General features: G+C 62.2%; 14 protein-coding genes. 3 read left to right on the forward strand and 11 right to left on the reverse strand.

The features are described from left to right. Positions 1-2: 2 nt before the first annotated feature. The 8 genes from E8A46_RS06490 to lptF form a co-directional block, all read right to left on the reverse strand. A complete protein-coding gene (locus E8A46_RS06490; protein WP_291558894.1) occupies positions 3-887 on the reverse strand; it encodes a hypothetical protein in 885 nt (294 codons plus the stop codon). A 209-nt stretch (positions 888-1096) separates the two neighbouring features. Next, positions 1097-2155, reverse strand: a complete 1059-nt coding sequence (locus tag E8A46_RS06495) for an alcohol dehydrogenase (RefSeq protein ID WP_291558896.1) — start codon at positions 2153-2155, stop codon at positions 1097-1099. A gap of 23 nt (positions 2156-2178) precedes the next feature. Further along, a complete protein-coding gene (gene rsmA, locus E8A46_RS06500; protein ID WP_291558898.1) occupies positions 2179-3033 on the reverse strand; it encodes a 16S rRNA (adenine(1518)-N(6)/adenine(1519)-N(6))-dimethyltransferase RsmA in 855 nt (284 codons plus the stop codon). After that, positions 3030-4031 carry a 4-hydroxythreonine-4-phosphate dehydrogenase PdxA gene (gene pdxA / locus E8A46_RS06505; protein WP_291558900.1) on the reverse strand — a complete coding sequence of 334 codons (1002 nt, stop codon included), beginning with the start codon at positions 4029-4031 and terminating at the stop codon, positions 3030-3032. Before pdxA ends, rsmA begins: the two co-directional genes overlap by 4 nt. Positions 4032-4034: 3 nt before the next feature. Beyond that, entirely contained in the window at positions 4035-4970 is a 936-nt protein-coding gene (locus E8A46_RS06510) for a SurA N-terminal domain-containing protein (protein WP_291558902.1), read from the reverse strand. Positions 4971-5055: 85 nt separating this feature from the next. Continuing rightward, positions 5056-7467, reverse strand: coding sequence for an LPS-assembly protein LptD (locus E8A46_RS06515; RefSeq protein ID WP_291558904.1), 2412 nt, complete (start codon positions 7465-7467; stop codon positions 5056-5058). 77 nt (positions 7468-7544) lie between these two features. After that, positions 7545-8642 carry an LPS export ABC transporter permease LptG gene (lptG, locus tag E8A46_RS06520; RefSeq protein ID WP_291558906.1) on the reverse strand — a complete coding sequence of 366 codons (1098 nt, stop codon included), beginning with the start codon at positions 8640-8642 and terminating at the stop codon, positions 7545-7547. Then, entirely contained in the window at positions 8639-9808 is a 1170-nt protein-coding gene (gene lptF, locus E8A46_RS06525) for an LPS export ABC transporter permease LptF (RefSeq protein WP_291558908.1), read from the reverse strand. The genes lptG and lptF overlap by 4 nt, the downstream gene beginning before the upstream one ends. Positions 9809-10157: 349 nt before the next feature. On the opposite strand from lptF, the gene E8A46_RS06530 reads away from it, so the two are divergent. From E8A46_RS06530 to E8A46_RS06540, 3 genes are all read left to right on the forward strand, one after another. Further along, positions 10158-11663 carry a leucyl aminopeptidase gene (locus E8A46_RS06530; protein ID WP_291558909.1) on the forward strand — a complete coding sequence of 502 codons (1506 nt, stop codon included), beginning with the start codon at positions 10158-10160 and terminating at the stop codon, positions 11661-11663. Between the two features lie 11 nt (positions 11664-11674). Then, positions 11675-12127 carry a DNA polymerase III subunit chi gene (locus tag E8A46_RS06535; protein WP_291558911.1) on the forward strand — a complete coding sequence of 151 codons (453 nt, stop codon included), beginning with the start codon at positions 11675-11677 and terminating at the stop codon, positions 12125-12127. 164 nt (positions 12128-12291) lie between these two features. Continuing rightward, a complete protein-coding gene (locus E8A46_RS06540) occupies positions 12292-12831 on the forward strand; it encodes a hypothetical protein (RefSeq protein ID WP_291559009.1) in 540 nt (179 codons plus the stop codon). 41 nt (positions 12832-12872) lie between these two features. Here the strand turns inward: E8A46_RS06540 and E8A46_RS06545 are convergent, their stop codons facing one another. The 3 genes from E8A46_RS06545 to E8A46_RS06555 all read right to left on the reverse strand — a co-directional run bounded on the left by E8A46_RS06545 (position 12873) and on the right by E8A46_RS06555 (position 15480). Then, a complete protein-coding gene (locus E8A46_RS06545; protein WP_291558913.1) occupies positions 12873-14738 on the reverse strand; it encodes an ABC-F family ATP-binding cassette domain-containing protein in 1866 nt (621 codons plus the stop codon). Positions 14739-14833: 95 nt separating this feature from the next. Then, complete coding sequence (locus tag E8A46_RS06550) at positions 14834-15025, reverse strand: hypothetical protein (protein WP_291558914.1); 192 nt, start codon at positions 15023-15025, stop codon at positions 14834-14836. Between the two features lie 206 nt (positions 15026-15231). Continuing rightward, positions 15232-15480 carry a sulfur globule protein precursor gene (locus tag E8A46_RS06555; RefSeq protein ID WP_291558916.1) on the reverse strand — a complete coding sequence of 83 codons (249 nt, stop codon included), beginning with the start codon at positions 15478-15480 and terminating at the stop codon, positions 15232-15234. Between the last annotated feature and the right edge of the window lie 166 nt (positions 15481-15646).

Raw genomic sequence — 15646 nt, forward strand, 5'->3', positions numbered from 1 at the left:
CGTCACCTTGGCGCTCGCTCCGATATCCGCGAGAAAAATTCCGCAAACCTGTCGTTCGGGTCGCCAGCTTCGCCGAAACCCCTGGAAAATCGGGCCCTGTGCGGAAGGACATGCGCGCCTCGCCGGTCCGACAGCGCAATGCGGTCGTCATCCGTCGAATCCCGGATCGGGCGCCGCCGGGCACGAACCCGACCTCGTCGCGCGCGGCCGAATTTGAAGAAGAGGCTTGCGGAGATGCCGGCGAGAGCCAGGGCACCGACGACAGCGGCCAGCAACATCGGGATCGAACCGGGCGGGCTTTGCGAGGTATCCGCGACGGCGAGAGTAACCGGGGCAACCACGGGCGGCGGTGCGGCTACTACATTTGTGGGCGTGTTTGCCGCCACATTGCCGGTCGCCGGCCGCGGAACGGATGCCGGGCTCACGCCCGACGGTTCGGGCCAGCGCGAAGCCACCACGGATAACGGCCCGTTCGCATCCGAAGCATTCGTGCGTAGGGCATCATTCAATCCGGCTGCATTCGTCGGCAAAGCGGGGTTCGGCGCCTCGTTGCGGTAGGACTGTGCGGGCAGCTCGGCGTGGGCGTTGGCCACCGACTGTTGCATCGCCGTTTCTGCTTCCGGCGGAGGCAGCCTCGCCGATGGCGAAGTGTTCTGAGGTGCAGTTTGCGAAAGCTTGTCGCCTTCCTCGCGGAGATACCAGCAATGGCGTTTGGTGGGATGTTCGATGCGGTAGTACCAATGGCTGCCCGCGGGCGTCGGGCCTTTCGGACCGGCAAGACAATCATCGGCCGCGACCGTCTCGCTGTGCGATGTCGTTGTGAGCGGGGCGCCCGCCAGAATACTGGCGAAGATGGCCGACACAAATCTCGCACTTCGGTTTGGCATGTGCATCTCCTACGCAATACTTGGCATGCCAAATCTCCTCAAAAACTTGGGTCGCAATGCGCCGCAAATCCGGACGGTGTGGGGCTTAATTCGGGCCTCCCGTCATTTCCGAAGGGCCGGGCAGCGGCGCAAAAAGGGCGTCTTTGTGTTGCGTCGAGGCGGCGTCACTCGCTCGCGAGCCCGTCGCGAGGCGGCGAAACCCTCCACCTTTAGTTTTTCAGCACGATGCGCCCGACGACCTTTCCAGCCCGCAATGCATCGATCCATTTCTGGACATCGGTCATCGGCTCCTCCTTCATCGGCGTCGGTTTGATTTTCCCGGCACGTGCCAGGGCCATCAACTCCTGCGCCTCGGCCAGCGTTCCCACCATGAAGCCTTCGATGGTCATGCGCTTGTAGATCCATTGCACCATCGGCAGGCTGAAATTGCCGCCCATCAGTCCGGAAACCACGATCTTGCCGCCGCGCGCGAGCACCGAAACCGCAAATGCCATCGATTTCTCGTTGCCGGCGAAATCGACGATTTCGTCGAAGCCGCCTTCGGTTTCCCTGAGGATGCGCTTTGCCACGTCTGCTTCCGAGGGATCGTAGGCGACATCGGCGCCGTTCTGCAGCGCCGTTTCGCGCGCGGCAGGACTCAAATCCGCCACCGAGACCTTCTGCTTGAACATGGCATGGGCAAATGCCAGCCCCATCATGCCGACGCCGCCGAGGCCGATCAGCAGCAGGTTGCGCTGCCGCGGCCGATCGACCAGGCGCTTCAGCGCGCCATAGGCGGTCACGCCGGAGCACATCAAGGTGGCCGCCTGATTGACCGGCAGCGGATCGTACTCCAGCAGGTATTTTGCATCGGGCACCAGCACATGGCTGGCGAAACCGCCGTCGATGGCGACGCCGAGAAAGCGCTGCTTGGCGCAGAGATTTTCGTTGCCCAGGAGACAGTCGCGGCATTGTCCGCAGCCGATCCACGGGAATACCGCTCGCTTTGCGCCGATCAGGTCCGTAGATGCGTCGGGGCCGACTTCCTCGACGATTCCGGCAATCTCGTGCCCCAGCGTGAACGGCAGCGTCATGCCGCGCGTGGTATCGAGCTTCTTGCCGCCGCCGAGATCAGCATAGCCATCCTGGATGTGAAGGTCGGAATGGCACAGTCCGCAGCGCTCTATCCGGACCAGCACTTCCCTGGCCATCGGCTTCGGTGTCTCGATGATGGTTTCGCACAGCGGCGCATCGAATTTGACAAGCGATTGACGACGCATCAGCGCCATGGCGTTTCCTCCTCAGGGGACGTTCAACCAGTACTGCGTATATCGGTCAATTCCCGCGCCATGGCAACAAAGCCGCCAACCGGGATGGTTTCGGCGCGTCGGGTCAAATCGACGTGGGCTGCCGTGGCCAGCCGGGCCGGGTCGACCGCCAGTGATTTGAGACTTTGCCGCAACATTTTCCGCCGCTGGCCGAATGCCGCCGCCGCCACCTGCTCCAGCGCGCGGCGGTCGCACGCCTCCGGGGCGAGGCGCGGCACCAATCGCACCACCGACGAGGTGACCTTGGGTTGCGGCACGAAAGCGGCCGGAGAAATATCGAACAGGATCTTGGTCTCGGCGCGCCAGTTCGCGAGCACGCCCAGCCGTCCATAGGCTTCGTCGTTCTCGCGCGCGACGATGCGTTCGGCTACTTCGCGCTGGAACATCAGCACCATCATGTCGTACCAGGGCGGCCACGGCTCGATCGACAGCCAGTCGATCAACAGCGCGGTTGCGATGTTGTAGGGCAGGTTGGCGACGATTTTCGCGCGGGTAGCCCCCAGCAGTGGCCGCGGATCGAAATGCTGCGCGTCGGCGCAGACGATCTCCAGGCGTCCCGGATATCGCCTTGAAATCTCTTCGAGAGCCGGAACGGCGCGCTGGTCGCGCTCCACCGCGATCACGTGCCGCGCACCCAACGCCAGCAAGGCGCGGGTCAGCCCACCCGGGCCGGGGCCAATCTCGACGACGGTTGCATCTTCAAGCGGCCCCGCGGCGCGCGCGATCCGCGCGGTGAGATTGAGGTCCAGCAGAAAATTCTGGCCGAGCGATTTGCGAGCTGACAGGGCATAGTGGCGAATGACCTCGCGAAGCGGCGGAAGGTCATCGATCGCGCTCATTCCGGCTGCGCATTCGCCATGCGGGCGGCCAGCCGCAACGCCGCGATCAAACTCGCCGGATTCGCCTTGCCGGTTCCGGCGATGTCAAAGGCCGTGCCATGATCGGGCGATGTCCGAATGAACGGTAACCCCAGCGTCACGTTGACGGCATCCTCGAATGCCACCGTCTTGATCGGGATCAGCGCTTGATCGTGATACATGCAGATCGCGCAATCATAGGTCTTGCGCGCCGCCTCGTGGAACATGGTGTCCGCCGGCAACGGCCCCCTGATCGCGATGCCTTCGCCGCGCAGGATATCGATGGCGGGCGCCACGATGGTTTTTTCCTCGGTCCCGAGCGAGCCTTCTTCGCCGGCATGCGGATTGAGACCGGATACTGCGAGGCGCGGATTGGCGAGGCCGAAACGGGCTTTCAACGCCGCGACCACGATCCGGGCCGTGGTGACGATCAGCTCACTGGAAAGCTGCGCGATCGCCTCACGCAGCGAAACATGGATCGTCACGGGCACCACGACGAGGGCAGGGGACCACAGCATCATGACCGGTTGCGGCGAATGGCCGTCCGTCGCCGCGAGCTCGGCAAGGTACTCGGTATGACCGGGATGCCGGAACCCGGCCCGATAAAGAACGCTCTTGGCAATCGGATTGGTCACCACCGCGCTGGCCCGTCCGGCGATGACATCGCCGACCGCGTGGCGAATCGAGGCCATGGCGGCCTCGGCGCTGGTGCCGTCCGGGATACCGGGCTGTGCCGTCGCCGGATCGCCGGTGACAACCACCGGCAGAGCGTCCGCGAACGCATCGCAGGCCTCCTCCGCGCGAACTTCAGCGAGCCTGAGCTCGAGTCCAATCGCCTTTGCCCGATGCCGGAGCAGGTCGGGATCGCCGCGCAGGTAGAACGCCGGGAGCTTCAGCTCGTTGCGGCGGAGCCACGCCTTGATGGTAATATCAGGCCCGATACCCGCGGGTTCGCCGGATGTCAGCGCGAGCGGTGCCATACGTCAACGATATTCGATCATTGCGGCTCCGCGGACATCCCGCAGGTACGATTTCGATTTTGCCTCGTATTTTTCGGCAAACATCTTTTCCCGGATCTCTTTCTTTTTCGGCGTGTCGACGGTGGTCGGGTCCTTGGCGCACAACGCCACCATCTCCACGCCCTGTTTGGTCACCTCGGGCGGAGTCAAATGGCCGACCGGAGTGCTGTCGAGCACTTCACGAAGCGAAGGCGGTATGTCGGCCGACGTCTTGACCACGGCCTCGCGTATCGCCGCGTTTTGCATCGATTTGAAGAACGCGTTCGCCTCGACGCAGGTCTGTATGCGTCCGCGCAGAGCCTCGGCCTCCTTTTTTCTTGTTTCGACGGCGTCGGGCGCGGATCCTCGCGGGACGATCAGCACGATCGGCTGCATCTTGTATTCGAAGCTCGGGGTATCCGGTTTCTCGTCGCCGCCCTTTTCCTGGACGGCGGCGGCAACGTCCTTTTCGCTGACCTGGAGGCTTTCCTTGTATCGGCCGCGGACCAGGTTGGTCCAAACCATATCGGCTCTCACGCGCGCCTTCAGCGTGTCAGGACGAATGCCCGTGCTTTCCAGTGATTTCGTCAGCTGGTCGGCCGTGATTCGCATTCGCGCGGCCATGCTGCCGTAGGACTGATCGACATCGGCGGCCGAAGGGTCGATTCCGAACTTCTTCCCTTCCCTGATCTTCACCTTTTCGTCGATCAGCTCGTCGATCACCTGCTGGCGGTCCGCAGGCTTGTGCGTGCTTAGCGTGTTCAGCTTGCCGCGCTGCTCGATATCGTAATTGGTGATGGGCTCGCCGTTGACCATAACGGCGACCTGGGCATGCGCCGGCGACACGGATCCCATCAAGACCAGGGTCGCCGCGCAACCCAGGATGACAGCCGAAAGTCGGCGGAAAAAAGCGGTGGTCATGGTCATATTCGCTACGTTAGCCGATCCTGGTTGAGGCAACGCTGCGCCGGGTATTCGTCCCCCGGGAGCAGGCCCGGTGCCGGTCTTATTGCGTCGACGAATTGGTATTGGCAAGGGTCCGCAGGCCGAGCTGCAGCATGAAAGCGTGGCCAAGTATTGGCGGCGATGTCGCGGTCGCATAGGAGAAGGAAGTGACGTAGTTGGCCGCCAGCACGAAGCAGTCGTCCACGTATCCGGCGCCGACGACGTATTGGTTGATCTGGTTTGCGACGAGATCCCAACGGGCTGCTCCCGTTGCCACCCAGTTCGAGGCAATCTTGACCGAACCGTTGACGAGAATGCCTTCGCGACGGGTCAGATATCCGATATCCGGCTGAGCGCCGTAGTCGCCATACATCACGCTGATCGACCATCGGTCGAAGTTGGCGCGGCCCTCGGCCTCGAAGCGCTGGACGCTTCCGGTGGCCTGGTCGAATCGCGCGCGCGTTGAGAACGTGTAAGTCCTGTTCGGCGAATAGCTGAGGCTGGCGACGTAATCCGACTTCGGGGTCTGCAGACCGGAATCAACCGCGGTATTGGTCACGTCCTGCACGGCGAATGAGTTCAAACCGAACAGCTGGTAGGATTGGCCGAACACCGCCGTCACCGCGCCGCCGCGGTCGAATTGGGTTGTCGCCTGCACGCCGGCATTGGCGCGGCCACCACCTTCGACGCGGTCATAGCCCGAGAACTTGTCGACGCTGAACAGATTGCTGGTGTCGAAGGTCGTGCTTTGCGCGTCCTCGTTGGGCAGCTTGCCGGCATAGGTTTCGTTGGGACGGATAATGACCTGCGCGATCGGTTCGATGGTGGTGGTGCCCCACGGCTGGACGTTGATGAAGGGGTAGCGGTATTCGAGGCCGACCGTGGGCATCACCCGCAGCGCCTGGGTGTCGCCGACGGGCAGGAAGTTGGAAACGCCCGGCTGGTTCGAAATCGAGGCGTTGACCGCATCGGCACGGATGCTTGCAAACGGCGTCCAGATTTCACCCGCCGAATCGGTGAAGGATCGGCGCCAGTCCGCTTCAGCCGTCAATCGCGTGTAGGTGCCGGGCATGCCGCGAAGCAGGCAGTTCGCCGGCACGATAGCCTTGCCCGGATCGGCCGAAATGGTTGCCACGCAGGAGCCGTTGGCGGCGGCTGACGAATTGATTGGATCGAACACCGCGCTTTCGCGGTTAAGGTTGGTGAAATTCGTCTTGTAGCTGAACTCGCCGCCCAGCACCGCGTGGTTGATCACGTTGGAGTAATCGATAACGGGCGCAACGACCGGTACCTGGGACTGGTTACCCGAAAGACTGAGAAAATAAATCGTCCGCGCATCGAAGTAGCTGCGGTTGCCGACGCCGGTCAGATAAAGCTGCGAAATGGCTTCGGTCGGCAAGGTCAGGAACGACTGCAGCGGATCCTTGTAAACGGACAGGCTGTAGTCGAACAACACATTGGGGTCGGTGAGCACGATGCCTTCCCAACCCCAAACCCATTGCTGGTTCAGCGCGAACTCGCCCTTCGATTCGACGCCGCCGCGGAACTGACGGTCTCCCGGCTGACCGGCATAGGCGCCGGGATCAAGCTGGTCGATGCCATAAGCCCGGATCTGATACGAGCCGTCCATCAGGCGCTGACGGAATTCGGCCTGCATGAGCACGCCCTGCTGAGTTGTGAAGCGTGGGTTGAAGGTCGCATCCATGTCCGGAGCGATCGCCCAGTAGAATGGGGTCTCGAAGCCAACCCCGTAGCCGACACCCGTGTACACGCCCGGCATCAGGAATCCCGTCTTGCGCTTTACGGTCGGATCGGGCGTTGAAAAATACGGAATATAGGCCAAGGGAACGCCGAAGAATTCGATCTGGGCGTTCTCGAAGTAGAGCATCTTGTCGATCTGGTCGTGAATGATGCGCATACCCTTGACCTGCCACAATGGCGGCTTCTTCGGATCGTCCTTGCAGGGAGCGCAGGCGGTGTAGACGCCGTTTTCGAACACGGTGTAATTGCCGCTGGTGCGGTCCGCGCGGGTCGCGGCCATGCGGGTCGCGTCGGCGGTATCGACACGCAGCGAATCGACGAAACCATCGCGATAGTCGTCGCTCAGATCCAGGACGTTGGCGTAGGTAATCTTGCCCTCCGCATCGGTCATGCGGATGTTGCCTTCGGCATGCAGTCGCTTGGTCTTCTGATCGTAGATGACCTTGTCCGCCTCGACGCTCGTTCCGTTGTAGAACATCTGCACGTTGCCGACCGCCGACACCCGCGAATTGTTGTAGTCGTAATCGACCTCGACCGCCTGGACGAGCATCTGCCCATCGTTGGCGGGCCGCGCTGTCACGGGGGGCTTGGGAGGCCTCGGATTGTAGGTAAAGCCTTGCGCCGAAGCGGGAGGCGCTGTCGCCAGCCCCAGCACACCGGCGAGGAGGAAGCCGAAGAGAACGGCGACAAATAGTCGGCTGACGGCGGTCAAGCGAGCACGATAGCGGCGCACAACCGCGCGCCGCCGGGACGCAGGCGACCTTACTTGGCGGGCGGCGACAACGGCCACTACCCGTCCTCCTGGTACAACAAGGCCAAAAAGCCGGTGAGGCCGCCCACACAAACGGGCAGCCACGCCGAAGCGATCGGATGCATCAACTCAGCCTTGCTCAAATCCTCAGTTACTTTCGACAAAACGTAGAGCAGAAAGCCTGCTCCCACGCCACTCAAAACCATCTTTTGCACGCCGCCGAATCGGAAGAACCGCAAACTGACGGCCGCGGCCAGCATGACCATCGCAGCCAGTAAAAACGGCTGTGCGAGCAGCTTGTGGTATTGCAATCGGTAACCGGCGGTCGCGAATCCCGAACTTTCAGACGATCGGATGTAGCCCGGCAGTTGCCAAAATGACACAGTTTCGGGGGTGGAGAAGCTGTTCCGGACCTGGGCCGGCGTCAGGCTGGTTCCCAGCAAGAAGCTGTCCTGGTCGACCGGTGGTCCGTCGAGGGTATAGCGCCGCGCGGATTTGAACAGCCAGTGTCCCTCTTCAAGGGTGGCCTCCTGGGCTTCGATCCGCTCCTTGAACTGGTAGTCGTTGTCGAATCGGAACACGGTCAGCCCGGTCAGCCGAACGCCCTGCTGCTCGCTGCGGGCGGCATTGATGATGGCCTGGCCGTCATTGTTGACCTGATTGATCCAGAAACCGGACGCATCCTGCACGCCGCCACCGGGCGCGGATCCGAACAACTCCGCCTCCATCCGTTTGGAGATTTCGCGCAGATTTGCCGACATCGGATTGTAAGCCGTCGTGGCCAGGACCCCGAGCACGATCGCGCTTGCCAGCGCCGGCGCGATGAACTGCCACGCCGAAACGCCGGCCGCCCGCGCGACCACGAGTTCCAGTCGCCGCGAAAGCGCCAAATAGCAGGTCATCGCACCGATCAGGATGCAGAACGGCATCATCTTTTCGAGCAGTTGGGGCACGCGGAACAGCGAGGTTTCCGCGACCGTGATTGCTGAAGCATCAACCAGCCCCGACGTCTTCCTGACCATTTCGATGTAATCGACCAGCACCAGAAGCACGAAGATGCTGACAAACACACCGAGTGCCGAAACCACAAAGCGGCCGGCAAAATAGCGCCCAAGTGTGTTGGTGATCATGCTCATGCGGTGGCGGGCCGCCCGAACAGCCGCAGCAGTTGCGCGTTCGATTTGTTGATGGCTTCCATCAACGTAGCCGGCGGCTCTATGACGATACCCCCGATGATGATCCAGAGGCTTGCGCCGATCGCGGCGGCCAGCATCAGATATTGAACGACCGGAGCGAGCGGTGTTTTCACCGCCATGACCGAGCAGGCGAATCCCGCCATGCGCAGCCCGAACACGGCGAGAATTGAACCGCCGATCGAGAAGTTTCGGCTTTGCCGCGTCGTGCGCGGTGCGCCGAGAAAGGCAAAGGTGAGGGCCGCAAATGCGAACGGATAGATCGGCGCCATGAATCGGTCATGCAACTCGGCGCGAAATTGTCCGGACAACTGTTCGTAGACCGGATCGTCCGGCGCCGGCGAGAGCAGCTCCCAAAGATAGCGTTCGCGAATGCCCAGCGCGACGTCGTGGCCCTGATTCGAGAATTTCGACATGTCGAAACCATAGCGGCCAAATGCAACGAGCGCCGGATCACGCTTGCCGGCCTCGAAACGTTCGAGATTGCCGTCCTCAAGGATCAGAAACGAGCCACCTTCGTTCTTCACGACCGTTCCATGGTCGGCGACGATGCTGACGCGTTCCTTCGGATCGCGGCGGTCATCGATGAAGATGCCGACCAGCAGGCCGCCAGGTTGCCGCTCCCGAATTCGGATGGTCAGGTTCTGGTCGAGCTGGGCGAAGCGGCCGGGTTGCAGAATGTTGGCCAGTACGTCCGCGGTGATTTCGGCATCCCATTGCTTGAGCCGGCGCATGCCATCGGGGGCGAGATAGGAGGCGATAAACGCCACCATGACCGCCACCACCACGGTGGCGTAGATAAACGGGCGGAACAGCCGCAGCGGCGAAAAGCCGGCCGCGTTCATCACGATGATTTCCGAATCGGTCGCGAGCTTGTTCAGCGTGTGGGAGATCGCGATCATCAAGGCGATCGGGGAGATGATCAGGACCAGCGCCGGAATGACCAAGCTGGTAACGCCAAGGAAGGTCAGGATCGTTTGACCCTGGCTGGTCATGAGGTCGATGCCACGCAACGCCTGCGTAATCCAGATCACCCCCGTCAGGCTGACCAGAACCAGCGCAAACGACGCAAGCGTCGTGCGAAAGATATACTTGTCGATCGACCCCATCGCTACCGCACGATCCCCACCTTGCGCACTGGAATTGCGGCCCGCGACCAATCCCGAGACCGGGATCCCCTTTGGTCGGGCCGCCGTGGTTCCGGCTGGCTTAGTCTCTCACTACCATCCCTTTGATCCGTCAACAAAATGGCTGGGCCATGGCACCCTTACGATATGGTTAATAATTCGCCTTATGTGGCCCTTCGGCCACGGGGATGCTTGGCAGCGCGGCGGCGGACGGGCCATAGTGCGCCGAGCTTGCTCTTGACGGATGTCTATCGCAGCCGAGAAGAGAACATTCGCAGCCGCTCGGCGGGTCCCCGACCCAGCGATAGCCCTGATTTTGGAGGATTTACCTATGCCCGACGCCGTCAAGGTCGGCTTCGTCCCGTTTTCCGCCGCCCCGCGTGGAATCCTCGTGGTTTTTTGTGACGATACGATGCAATTGGGCGCGGCGACCCGCAAGATGCTGGGCGCCGCGGTCGATTTGGTCAGGCGGGCTGCCGAAACCAACCGGTTCAAGGGAAAAAGCGGGGCCGCGCTCGATATTCTGGCGCCGGAGGGCCTTAAGGCCAAACGCCTGATCGTGATGGGCGTCGGCAAGCTTGCGGGGCTCAAGGACAACGATTTTCTCGGTCTGGGCGGCACGGCGGCCGGCAAGCTGCGGGCCGGGAACGACGCCGTGACGATCGTTGCGGACTTGCCCACAGGCCCGATGAAGCCCGATCAGGCAGCCGCGCTCGCATCGGGCCTGCGGCTGCGCGGCTATAAATTCGACCGCTACAAGACCAAGAAAAAGGAGGGCGAGGAGGAGGCCGCCTTGCGCGCCGATGTTTCGGTCGCTGTTGGCGACGTGGCTGCGGCGCGAAAAGCTTTCGCTCCAGCCAGCCACATTGTCGACGGTGTCATCACCGCGCGCGACCTCGTCAACGAGCCGCCCAACGTCTTGTTCCCGGTGGAATTCGCCCGCCGCGCGGCAGCGTTGCGCAAACTCGGCGTTGGCGTCGACGTGCTCGACGTCAAGGCCATGACGAAACTCGGAATGGGCGCGCTGCTCGGTGTTGCCCAGGGCTCCAAGCAGCCCGGCCGCACCGTGATCATGCGTTGGAATGGCGGCAAACGCGGCGATCAGCCTGTCGCCTTTATCGGAAAAGGCGTTTGTTTCGATACCGGCGGCATCTCCATCAAGGGCGCGGCAAGCATGGAGGACATGAAGGGCGACATGGGCGGCGCAGCCTGCGTCGTTGGATTGATGCATGCACTGGCCGCGCGGAAGGCGAAGGTCAATGTGGTCGGCGCCATCGGCCTGGTCGAGAACATGCCCGACGGCAACGCGCAGCGTCCCGGCGATATCGTGACCTCGATGTCCGGCCAGACCATCGAAATCATCAACACCGACGCTGAGGGCCGGCTGGTGTTGGCCGACGTGCTCTGGTACGTGGCGAAGAAATTCAAGCCGAAATTCATGGTCGATCTTGCAACGCTTACTGGTGCGATCATGGTTGCGCTCGGCACCGAATATGCGGGGTTGTTCTCCAACAACGACGAACTGGCCGAACGGTTGAGCAAGGTTGGACTGGCGACGGGGGAACGGGTCTGGCGCATGCCGCTTGGCCCGGAATACGACAAGCTGATCGATTCGCAGTTCGCCGACATGAAAAACACAGGCACCCGCAACGGCGGATCGATCACCGCGGCGCAATTCCTGCAGCGCTTTGTTGACGGAACGCCTTGGGCCCACCTCGATATTGCGGGAACCGCGATGGGCGCGCCGAAAACCGAGATCAATCAAAGCTGGGGTTCGGGCTATGGCGTTCGGCTGCTCGATCGGCTGGTCGCGGAGTATTACGAAGCCAGGAAATAGCTGAAAACCCGATGACGGAAGTTCTGTTCTATCACCTGCAAGACATGACCCTGGAAAGCGTCCTGCCGCCTTTGCTCGAAAAGTCGCTGGAGCGTGGCTGGCGGGTCGTCGTGCAGTCGACATCGCCCGAGCGTGCCGACGCGCTCGACGCTCATTTGTGGACCTATCGCGAAGATTCGTTCCTGCCGCACGCCACCTGGCGCGCCGGCGACGCAGAGGATCAGCCGATCGTGCTGGCGGTGGAGGAAAGCAACCCGAATCGCGCCAATATCAGGTTTTTGGTCGACAGCGCCGCTTTGCCGGCGGACTCCGCTGCCTATGATCGGGTCGTTTTGGTGTTCAACGGCGACGATGGCGATGCGCTCGCCGCCGCGCGGAGCGCCTGGACCGATTGCAAGACGCGGGGTTTTGAGGTCACCTACTGGCAGGCCGACGAGAGGGGCCGGTGGCAGCGGCGCGAATAGCGGGTTGGCGCGATTAATGATAATCTAAATAATGATAGTCTAAAGTTTCCGACCGTGACCTTGTATATAGCCACGGTGACGCCGCAAAGTGATGGTGGGACAATCGCTTAGGGCGGGATGGGACCAAGTTGATCGTGCGAGACAAATACCGTCACCGGAAATCAATGCTGGTGCTGCTGCTGTTTGCCCCCCTGATCGCGGGCTGTGCAGCCACGCCGTCCGATATCTTTTCGTCCGATCTTTTGTCGAAGGATGCGGAGTGGTTTTCGCGTAGCGGCAGGCTTTTCATCAAGAACGTCTCGATCGAAACGCCGCCCCTGACCCCCGACAAACCCGTCATTTCCGAAGATTTGGTCAGTGCCGAGGGCTCCTGCCCGGGAATGGCGTCCGCCGGCATGCCGGCAAATGCCAACGCTCTGTCCGACGGCGCAGCCGCCGCGCCAACCGCGTCGACCACCGGAACGGTCGCGCTTGGCCATACCGAATGCGATGTCGTGCGCGGAATTGGCGCACCGGACAGCGTCAATATCTCCAACAATCCCCGTGGCGATCGGGTGGCGGTCGTCAACTATTCGCGGGGACAGCGCGCCGGAATCTATACGTTTACATCCGGGCGTCTGACGTCGATCGAGCGCGGGTCTGATCCGGTGGCGGAGCCAAAGACCGCAAAACCCAAGGCGAAAAAGAAGCCGGCCGCGACCTGATCGCGGCTCTGCCGGTCGTCCTCGACCGGCGCCAACCCGGATCAGCCGGGGGCCTCGTCATATTGCGAGCTCGCCATCAGCCATTCTTCCTCGACCCGCTGCAAGGCGCTCGCCGCACTGGCGCGTGCCTTGCTGAGCTGGGCGGCCTGTTTGGGGTCGCGCTTGAACAGATCCGGCAGCGCGAGCGCGGTATCGATCTTGGCGATGATGCCGCTGATGCGCGCGATTTCGGCTTCGGCGTCTGAAATCTTCTGCTTCAGCGGTACGCGCTTTTCAGCAGGGTTGCGCTGAGGCTTGTCGCGATTATTGCTGCCGCGGTCGCGCGAATTGGCGCGCATGCCACGCGCCGACAGCACCATCCGACGATAATCATCGAGGTCGCCGTCGTAGGTCGTGACGGCATGATTGGCCACGACCCACAACTGGTCGGCACAGGCCTCGATCAGATAACGATCATGGGAGACCATGATGACCGCGCCCGGAAAATCATTGATCGCTTCCGCCAGCGCCGCGCGGCTGTCGATATCCAGATGGTTGGTGGGCTCGTCCAGAATGATCATGTTGGGCCCGAAGAAGGTCGCAAGCCCCAGCAGCAGCCGCGCTTTCTCGCCACCCGACAGGCTCCTGACCAGCGTGTCGCCGGCCTTGCCCGAAAAGCCGATCGCGCCGGTGCGCCCGCGTACCTTGGTTTCGGGCGCATCCGGCATCAACTTGCGAACGTGATCGTAGGGCGAACCGTCGAGGTTGAGCTCGTCGACCTGGTGTTGCGCGAAATATCCGACCGAGAGTTTCTCCGCGCGGGTGACGTGACCGGAGAACGGCGCCAGCTTGTTGGCGAGCAGTTTGACCAGCGTTGATTTGCCGTTGCCGTTGGAGCCGAGCAGGGCGATTCGGTCGTCGGTGTCGATGCGCAGCGTGACGCGATTGAGCACCGGCCGCTTCGGATCGTAGCCGACCGACACATCGTCGACCGCGATGATGGGCGGCGACAGCATCTTCTCGGGCACCGGAAACGAGATTTCGCGCACGTCCTGCGTCACCAGCGCGGTCACCGGTTTCATTCGTTCCAGCATCTTGACGCGGGACTGGGCCTGGCGGGCTTTCGATGCCTTGGCCTTGAAGCGGTCGACGAAAGCCTGCAGCCGCTTGCGTTCGTCGGCCTGCCGCTTGGCGTGCTTGGCGTCCAGCATTTCCCGCGTGGCGCGTTGTTCTTCAAACGAGGAGTAGGTTCCCTTGTAGAGCGTCAGCTTGCCGCGATCGAGGTGCAGGATCTGATCGACCGAAGTATCGAGCAGGTCGCGATCGTGGCTGATGACGATCACGGTGCGGGGATAATTCGCCAGATGATCCTCGAGCCAAAGCGTGCCCTCGAGGTCGAGATAGTTGGTGGGCTCGTCCAGCAGCAGCAGATCGGGCGCGGAAAACAGCGTCGCGGCGAGCGCGACGCGCATGCGCCAGCCGCCGGAAAATTCCGAACAGGGTCTGCCCTGATCGGCGGCGGAAAATCCGAGGCCGCTGAGGATGGCGGCAGCACGCGCAGGGGCCGAATGGGCGTCAATGTCGACCAGCCGGGTTTGAATGTCGGCGATGCGAGTGGGATCGTGCGCGGTGTCCGCTTCGCGCATCAGCGCCTCGCGCTCGAGGTCGGCCTTCAATACGACCTCGATCAGGCTTTCCGGGCCGTCGGGTGCCTCCTGCGCGAGGCTGCCGACCCGCCAGCGCGGGGGAATCGAGATGGTGCCGGTTTCGGTGGGCAGTTCACCGCGGATCGCGTGAAACAGCGTTGACTTGCCGACGCCGTTGCGGCCGACGAAGCCAACGCGCGCGCCGGGCACGATCTGAGCTGAGCTGTGATCGATCAAAAGCCGCCCGGCAATCCGGACCGAAATGTCGGTAATTGAAAGCATGCGGGCTTTTCACCGCAGCCGCCGAAAAACGCAACCCGTATGTTGCGATCGGGTGAAGCAAGGTCTCCGCCGCCGCTTTTTCCGCGATATTCAGCCTAATTCGGCATTTTTCGGCTGCCGCTTTCGTCGCGCCTGCGCAGTTCGTCGAGCAGATGCTGGAGGTGGGACGACAGGCGCGACGGCTCCGGGCGAAGGCTCTGCTGCAACCGTTCGCCTACTGCGTCGCAGATCGATCGGCTGGTATCGCGATCAATCGGTTCGCTGTCGTCGGTGATTCGGCTGTTCATGACGAGTTCCGCTTCGTGGTCATTTCATTGTAACGAGGTGACGCCAGACCAAGTAATTGAGGGGGACTTTGTTTCGGGTCGCGCATGAATTCCCCTCCTTTTTGGTAAAATTCGAATGAATATTGCGAACTGTCCATGATCGGACGGCAAAAGGCCCCGGTCACCACGGGACCGGGGCCTTTTGACTGGCTAATTGCCAATTCGCCTCAATAGCAGCGGTTGATCAGCCGCCAGCGCGGTCCCCACGGCGTCGGAACCAATCGCCGCACGTAGCAGCCGCCATAGCCATAGTCGTATCCGTAATAGGCCGGGCCGCCGACGAAGAAGCGTGGACCGCCCCATCCGTGATGCCAACCGCCGTGCCAACCACCCCAGGCGGAGGCGGAGGTTGGCGCCAGCGCGGCCACACCCAGCGAAGCCGCGGCAACCGCAACAAGCGAGAGTTTGCGTAACATAGTCGTCTCCTTAAGGTTCGGCGCTGTGGGCGCCATCGGTGAAGCACTGCCCCGAAGCGCCCCAAGCGTCGAGGCGTTCGGTCGATTGAGCCTGCGCCCTTGAGGGTGAACGAAACCGGGACGACCGTTTCAGAAAGGGTTCATCTTGGTGAAATTGTTGTAATTC

The organism is Bradyrhizobium sp., assembly GCF_004799445.1.
GTDB lineage: Bacteria > Pseudomonadota > Alphaproteobacteria > Rhizobiales > Xanthobacteraceae > Bradyrhizobium.

Coding starts and splice junctions, on each gene's coding strand:
- E8A46_RS06490 (WP_291558894.1), bottom strand. CDS start 887: ATGCCAAACCGAAGTGCGAGATTTGTGTCGGCCATCTTCGCCAGTATT.
- E8A46_RS06495 (WP_291558896.1), bottom strand. CDS start 2,155: ATGGCGCTGATGCGTCGTCAATCGCTTGTCAAATTCGATGCGCCGCTG.
- rsmA (WP_291558898.1), bottom strand. CDS start 3,033: ATGAGCGCGATCGATGACCTTCCGCCGCTTCGCGAGGTCATTCGCCAC.
- pdxA (WP_291558900.1), bottom strand. CDS start 4,031: ATGGCACCGCTCGCGCTGACATCCGGCGAACCCGCGGGTATCGGGCCT.
- E8A46_RS06510 (WP_291558902.1), bottom strand. CDS start 4,970: ATGACCACCGCTTTTTTCCGCCGACTTTCGGCTGTCATCCTGGGTTGC.
- lptG (WP_291558906.1), bottom strand. CDS start 8,642: ATGAGCATGATCACCAACACACTTGGGCGCTATTTTGCCGGCCGCTTT.
- lptF (WP_291558908.1), bottom strand. CDS start 9,808: ATGGGGTCGATCGACAAGTATATCTTTCGCACGACGCTTGCGTCGTTT.
- E8A46_RS06530 (WP_291558909.1), top strand. CDS start 10,158: ATGCCCGACGCCGTCAAGGTCGGCTTCGTCCCGTTTTCCGCCGCCCCG.
- E8A46_RS06535 (WP_291558911.1), top strand. CDS start 11,675: ATGACGGAAGTTCTGTTCTATCACCTGCAAGACATGACCCTGGAAAGC.
- E8A46_RS06540 (WP_291559009.1), top strand. CDS start 12,292: ATGCTGGTGCTGCTGCTGTTTGCCCCCCTGATCGCGGGCTGTGCAGCC.
- E8A46_RS06545 (WP_291558913.1), bottom strand. CDS start 14,738: ATGCTTTCAATTACCGACATTTCGGTCCGGATTGCCGGGCGGCTTTTG.
- E8A46_RS06550 (WP_291558914.1), bottom strand. CDS start 15,025: ATGAACAGCCGAATCACCGACGACAGCGAACCGATTGATCGCGATACC.
- E8A46_RS06555 (WP_291558916.1), bottom strand. CDS start 15,480: ATGTTACGCAAACTCTCGCTTGTTGCGGTTGCCGCGGCTTCGCTGGGT.